Here is a 6,201-nt window from a genome sequence, read left to right on the forward strand (position 1 = left end):
GACCTTCTCCCTCAGGCCTGCAAGCGCGAGGCGAGGACGACGACAAGAGCGAGGACGACGCCGGCGAGCATGAGGGCGGCGTAGGAGCGGACGTACCCGTTCTGCACCCGGCGCAGCAGGCCGCCCAGGCCCGCCGTCGCCCGGGCGATGCCCATCACGCCGCCGTCGACGACCGAGGAGTCGGTGTAGACCAGCGAGCGGGTGAGGTACTGGCTGGGCCGCATGAACACGCCCTCGTTGAAGGCGTCCTGGTACAGGTCCTGGCGGGCGGCGCGGGTGAGCGCGGAGCCGCGCGGGGCCTCCACCGGCACCTCGCGGGCGCCGTAGGCGCGCCAGGCGAGGAACGCGCCCACCAGCACCACGAGCAGCGTCAGCGCGATGATCGCGGCCACGGGCAGCACCGGCTCGCCGTGCTCGGCGTGCCCGGTCACCGGCTCGAGCCAGGTGACGAAGCTGTCGCCGAACGCCAGGACCGCGCCCAGGCCCGCCGAGCCGACGGCCAGGATGATCATCGGCACGGTCATCAGGGCCGGCGCCTCGTGCGGGTGCACGGGCTCGGCGGCCGGGTCCTTCCAGCGCGCCTTGCCGTGGAAGACCATGAAGAACAGCCGGGACATGTAGAAGGCGGTGATCCCGGCGCCGAGCACCGCGACGAGGCCGAAGACCCACGGGCGCCAGCCCTCGCCGATGAAGGCGGTCTCGATGATCAGGTCCTTGCTCCAGAAGCCGGAGAAGGGCGGGATGCCGAGGATCGCGAGCCAGCCCAGGCCCATGGTGATCCAGGTGATCTTCAGGTACGGGGCCAGGGCGCCGAAGCCGCGCATGTCGACCCGGTCGTCCATGGCGTGCATGACCGACCCGGCACCGAGGAACAGCCCGGCCTTGAAGAAGCCGTGGGTGACGAGGTGGAAGATCGCGAAGGCGTACCCGATCGGGCCGAGGCCCGCGCCGAGCATCATGTAGCCGATCTGGGACATCGTCGAGGCCGCGAGGACCTTCTTCATGTCGTCCTTGGCGCAGCCGACGATCGCCCCGAACAGCAGGGTGATGGCGCCGACGACGGCGATGACCAGCAGCGCGTTCGGGGCGCCGTTGAGGATCGGGCCGGAACGGACCAGGAGGTAGACGCCGGCGGTGACCATGGTCGCGGCGTGGATGAGCGCGGAGACCGGGGTGGGGCCGGCCATGGCGTCACCGAGCCAGGCCTGCAGCGGGAACTGCGCGGACTTGCCGCAGGCGGCGAGCAGGAGCATCAGGCCGATGGCGGTGAGCACGCCCTCCGAGGCCCCGGCGGCGGCGCCGAACACGCCGGCGAAGTTCACCGTGCCGAACGCGGCGAACATGATCGCCATCGCCAGCAGCAGGCCGACGTCGCCGACGCGGTTCATGACGAAGGCCTTCTTCGCGGCCACCGCGTAGTCGGTGCGGTAGTTCCAGAACCCGATGAGCAGGTAGGAGGCCAGGCCCACGCCCTCCCAGCCGACGAACAGCAGCGCGTAGCTGTCGGCCAGGACCAGCAGCAGCATCGCCGCGACGAAGAGGTTGAGGTAGGCGAAGAACCGGCGCCGGTCGGTGTCGTGCTCCATGTAGGCCACGGAGTAGATGTGGATGAGCGTGCCGACGAAGGTCACCAGCAGCACGAACGTCACCGACAGCGGGTCGATGCGCATCCCGGCCGGCACGTCCAGCGCGCCGGCGGGGATCCAGCTGAACAGGGTGACGTCGACGATCCGCTCGGCGGCCGGGCGGCTCAGGAGCTGCACGGCCACGGCCACGCCCACCACGAGCGCCCCGGCGGAGGCTGCGACGCCGAGCCAGTGGCCCCAGCGGTCGGCGCGCCGGCCCAGGACCAGCAGCACGCCGGCGGACAGCAGCGGCAGGGCGACGAGCAGCCAGGCCAGGGAGATCGCTCCCCCGGCGGCGGCGCCGTCGGCGACGGACACAGAGAACAAGGTGGCGGTCACGCCGGCCCCCGTCAGCTCTTCAGCAGGTTCACGTCGTCGACCGACGCGGACCTGCGGGTTCGGAAGATGGACACGATGATCGCCAGGCCGACGACGACCTCGGCCGCGGCGACGACCATCACGAAGAACGCGACGACCTGACCGGTGAGGTCGCCGTGGAGCCGGGAGAAGGTCACCAGCGCCAGGTTGGAGGAGTTGAGCATGATCTCCACGCCGAGCAGCGCGATGATCGCGTTGCGGCGCACGAGCACGGCGGTGGCGCCGATGGCGAACAGGATCGCGGCCAGCACCAGGTAGTTCACGAGGCTCATCGCTCCTCCTCCTTGGCCGCGCCGTCGGTGTGGTCCACGGCGAGCCGGGCGGAGCGCTCGAGCGTGGGCTCCTGCCCTGGGCTGCCGGGCAGCTGGGGGGTGGGCGGCGCCTCGCCGCGCATGCCGGGCAGGCCGGACTGGCCCACCGCGCGGCTCACGGCCCCGCCGTGCAGCCCGTCGGCGGCGCCGGCCCGCGCCCGGGCGATCGCCGCGACGGTCTCCGGGCTGACCTCGGCGAGGGTGCGCTCCTGGCCGCGGATGCGCAGCACCCGGGGCACGGAGACCTCCAGCGCCTCGCCGTCGGCGGACAGCGCCGGCACGGTGGCGGCGTTGGACCGGGCGTAGACGCCGGGGGCGGGCAGCTGGCCGATGCCGCCGCGGCCGGCGGCGAAGGCGCGCATCTTCTGCTCGAGGACGTCGCGCTGGGTGGCCTTGGGCCGCAGCCGCTCCATGTGGGTCAGCGTCACGGCGCCGACCGCGGCGGTGATGAGCAGCGCGCCGGTGATCTCCATGGTGAAGACGTGGTCGGAGAAGATCAGCCGGGCCACGCCCACCGGGTTGGAGTCGGCGTTGGCCGCGGCCAGCCCCCGCGCCTGCGGCAGGGTGGCGGCCGCGACGACCCCGCCGAGCACCAGGGCCAGGCCCAGGCCGCCGAGGACGGCGACCCACCGCTGCCCGCGGATGGTCTCGGTGAGGGAGTCGGAGGAGTCGACGCCGACGAGCATGAGCACGAACAGGAACAGCATCATGATCGCGCCGGTGTAGACGACGACCTGGGCGACGCCGAGGAAGGGCGCCTCCTGCGCGACGTAGAGGAACGCCAGGCAGATCATGACGACGACGACGCTGAGTGCGGCGTGCACCGCGCGGCGCGCGAAGAGCAGCCCGAGCGCGGCGATCACCATGATCGGCGCGAGCACCCAGAACAGGACGGTCTCGCCGCCGCTGACGGTGCCCGTCTGGGCCAGCGTCGTCGGCAGCACGGCAGCGGTGGTCACTTGGCGCCCTCCTGGGCGGGTTCGACGACGCGGGCGGTCGCCACGGTGGGGTCGTGGGGGCGGCGTTCGCGCACCCACTCCACCTGCGCCGCGGTCGGGCCGGTGACCTCGCCGCGGTAGTAGTCGTCGTCGTCGGTGCCCTCGACCATGGGGTGGGGGGCGGCGAGCATGCCCTCGAGCATCGGGGCCAGCAGGTCCTGCTTCTCGAAGATCAGGCCCTCGCGGGTCGGCCCGGTCAGCTCGTACTCGTTGGTCATCGTCAGCGCCCGGGTCGGGCAGGCCTCGATGCACAGGCCGCAGAAGATGCAGCGCAGGTAGTTGATCTGGTACACGCGGCCGTACCGCTCGCCCGGGGAGTACTGGGCGTCGGCGGTATTGTCGCCGGCCTCGACGTAGATCGCGTCCGCCGGGCACGCCCACGCGCACAGCTCGCAGCCGATGCACTTCTCCAGCCCGTCCGCGTAGCGGTTGAGCTGGTGGCGGCCGTGGTAGCGCGGCTGGGTGGGGACCTTCTCGAAGGGGTACTGCTCGGTCACCACCGGGCGGAACATCGAGGAGATCGTCACCCCGAACCCGGCGACCGGCGCGAACAGCTGGCCCAGCGGGCCCTTCTCCGCCGGGCCGAGCGCCTGCGGGTCGTACTTGGCGACCTCGCCGCGGCGGCGCTTGTCGCGGCGCCCCAGCTCGGCGCTCTGGGAGTCCTCAGACATCCTGGCCCTCCTTGTCCTGGGTCTGAGCGGCCATCGCGGCGGCCTCGCGCTTGGCGCGGCGCGGCGACGGCGGCAGGGTCTGGCCGGGCAGCGGCGGCACCGGGTAGCCGCCGGCGAAGGCGTCGAAGGTCGAGCCCGCGGGCACGACGTCGGGGCGCGCCGCCGGTTCGGGCTCCTCCGGCTCCTTCTTCTCCTCCTTGGCGGGCCACAGCAGCAGCACCACCATGAGGACGACGAACGCACCGGCGATCCACAGCAGCAGCGTCCGCAGGTCCACCGCGGCGAACTGGCGCACGCCCTGGATGACGGCGACGGCCACGAGCCACACGAGGGCGGCGGGGATGAGCAGCTTCCAGCCCAGGTGCATGAACTGGTCGTACCGGAAGCGCAGGAGCGTGCCGCGCAGCCAGATCATCGCGAACATGACCAGCCAGACCTTGACGAGGAACCACAGCACCGGCCACCAGCCGGTGTTGAGCACCCCGTCGCCGAGGGCCGACAGCGGCCACGGCGCCCGCCAGCCGCCGAGGAAGAGCGTCACGGCCACGCCGGAGACGTTCATCATGTTGATGTACTCGGCGAGGTAGAACCAGGCGAACTTCATCGAGGAGTACTCGGTGGAGTGCCCGGCCACGAGCTCGCCCTCGGCCTCGGGCAGGTCGAAGGGCAGGCGGTTGACCTCACCGACCATCGAGACGAAGTAGATCGCGAAGGCCGGCAGCAGCGAGATCCCCCACCACAGCTGGGTCTGGGCGTCGACGATCTGCGAGGTGGACATCGACCCCGAGACGAGGAAGACGCTCACCAGGGACAGGCCCATGCTCAGCTCGTAGGAGATGATCTGCGCCGACGAGCGCACCGCCCCGAGCAGCGGGTAGGTGGAGTTCGACGACCAGCCGCCCAGCACGATGCCGTACACGCCCAGCGAGGTGACGGCGAGGATGTAGACGACGGCGACCGGCATGTCGGTCAGCTGCAGCGGCGTCGTGATCCCGAACATCGAGACCTCGGGCCCGAACGGCAGCACCGCGTAGACGAGGAACGAGGTGAAGGCCGCGATGAAGGGGCCGAGCATGTAGACGAACTTGTCGGCGCCCTTGAGCCAGAAGTCCTCCTTGAGGACGAGCTTGAGGGCGTCGGCGAACGCCTGCCCGAAGCCCAGCGGGCCGGTGACGTTCGGGCCCAGGCGGGTCTGCATGCGGCCCAGGCCGCGGCGCTCGACCCACAGGGCGAAGATCACCGACAGGACGAGGAAGAGGAGGATGGCGACGGCCTTGATCAGCCAGATCCACCAGGTGTCCTGACTGAAGTCGGCCGTCGGCATCGCCGAGGTCGCCAGGATGGTCATCGGTCCTCCTCGGACAGGAGCGTCACGACGGCGCCGGCGCCCGCGCCGATGGCGCGCACGCTCGAGCCGGCAGAGTTCTCCGGCAGCCACGCGACGCCGTCGGGCATCGTGGTGACGGCCAGCGGCAGGGTGATGCTGCCGCGCGGGCCGGCGACGGTCACCGCGGCGCCGTCGCGCACCCCGAGGGCGGCGGCGGTGGCGGCGCTCAGGCGCACCACCGGGCGGTGGGCGGTGCCGGCCAGGTGCGGCTCGCCGTCCTGCAGGCGCCCGGCGTCGAGCTGGGGCTTCCAGGTGGCGAGCACCGCCTGACCGGGGCCGGCGGCCGGGACCGGGGCCGGCGCGGTCGCCGGCGAGCCGGCCCGCTGCCCCTCCCAGCCGGCGAGCTCGCCGAGCTCGGCGTGCGTGGCCTTGAGCTCGCGCAGGCCCAGGGCCACGCCCATCTCCTCGGCCAGGGCGTCGAGCACCTGCCGGTCGGACAGCGCGCGGGAGACGAGCACCTGCCCGAAGGGGCGCACGCGCCCCTCCCAGCTGACGAAGGTGCCGGCCTTCTCCACCGGCGGCGCGACGGGCAGGACCACGTCGGCGTGCGCGGAGACCTCCGAGCGGCGCACCTCCAGCTGGAGCACGAACCCGGCCGCGGCCAGCGCGGCGCGGGCGAGCTCGGGGTCGGGCAGGTCGCGCGGCTCCAGGCCGCCGACCACGAGGGCGCCCAGCGCCCCGTCGCGGGCGGCGGTGAGGATGCCGGTGAGGTCGCGCCCGGGCGCCGCGGGCACCCCGTCGGTGCCCCACACCGCGGCGACGTCGACCCGGGCGGCCGCGTCGGCGACGAGCCGCCCGCCGGGCAGCAGCGCCGGCAGGGTGCCGGCGTCG

At 72.7% G+C, this 6,201-nt stretch carries 6 protein-coding genes; all 6 read right to left on the reverse strand.

Going from position 1 to position 6,201, the window contains the following annotated elements; all coding sequences use genetic code 11:
* Nucleotides 1–11: 11 nt before the first annotated feature.
* Nucleotides 12–1,964 carry an NADH-quinone oxidoreductase subunit L gene (gene nuoL, locus GD970_RS14080; RefSeq protein WP_405002582.1) on the reverse strand — a complete coding sequence of 651 codons (1,953 nt, stop codon included), beginning with the start codon at nt 1,962–1,964 and terminating at the stop codon, nt 12–14.
* Nucleotides 1,965–1,975: 11 nt separating this feature from the next.
* The gene (nuoK, locus tag GD970_RS14085; RefSeq protein ID WP_152203528.1) at nt 1,976–2,275 is read right to left on the reverse strand and encodes an NADH-quinone oxidoreductase subunit NuoK; all 300 of its coding nucleotides are present in this window, start codon (nt 2,273–2,275) and stop codon (nt 1,976–1,978) included.
* Nucleotides 2,272–3,273: an NADH-quinone oxidoreductase subunit J gene (locus tag GD970_RS14090; RefSeq protein ID WP_226925352.1), complete on the reverse strand. Its 1,002-nt coding sequence runs from the start codon at nt 3,271–3,273 to the stop codon at nt 2,272–2,274. Before GD970_RS14090 ends, nuoK begins: the two co-directional genes overlap by 4 nt.
* Nucleotides 3,270–3,983: an NADH-quinone oxidoreductase subunit NuoI gene (gene nuoI / locus GD970_RS14095; RefSeq protein WP_152203529.1), complete on the reverse strand. Its 714-nt coding sequence runs from the start codon at nt 3,981–3,983 to the stop codon at nt 3,270–3,272. The genes GD970_RS14090 and nuoI overlap by 4 nt, the downstream gene beginning before the upstream one ends.
* Nucleotides 3,976–5,331, reverse strand: a complete 1,356-nt coding sequence (gene nuoH, locus GD970_RS14100; RefSeq protein ID WP_152203530.1) for an NADH-quinone oxidoreductase subunit NuoH — start codon at nt 5,329–5,331, stop codon at nt 3,976–3,978. Before nuoH ends, nuoI begins: the two co-directional genes overlap by 8 nt.
* Nucleotides 5,328–6,201 (reverse strand): molybdopterin dinucleotide binding domain-containing protein (locus tag GD970_RS14105; RefSeq protein WP_152203531.1); only part of this gene is annotated, 874 nt, incomplete at its 5' end. The genes nuoH and GD970_RS14105, both read right to left, overlap by 4 nt.

Source organism: Georgenia thermotolerans (assembly GCF_009193185.1).
Lineage (GTDB): Bacteria > Actinomycetota > Actinomycetes > Actinomycetales > Actinomycetaceae > Georgenia > Georgenia thermotolerans.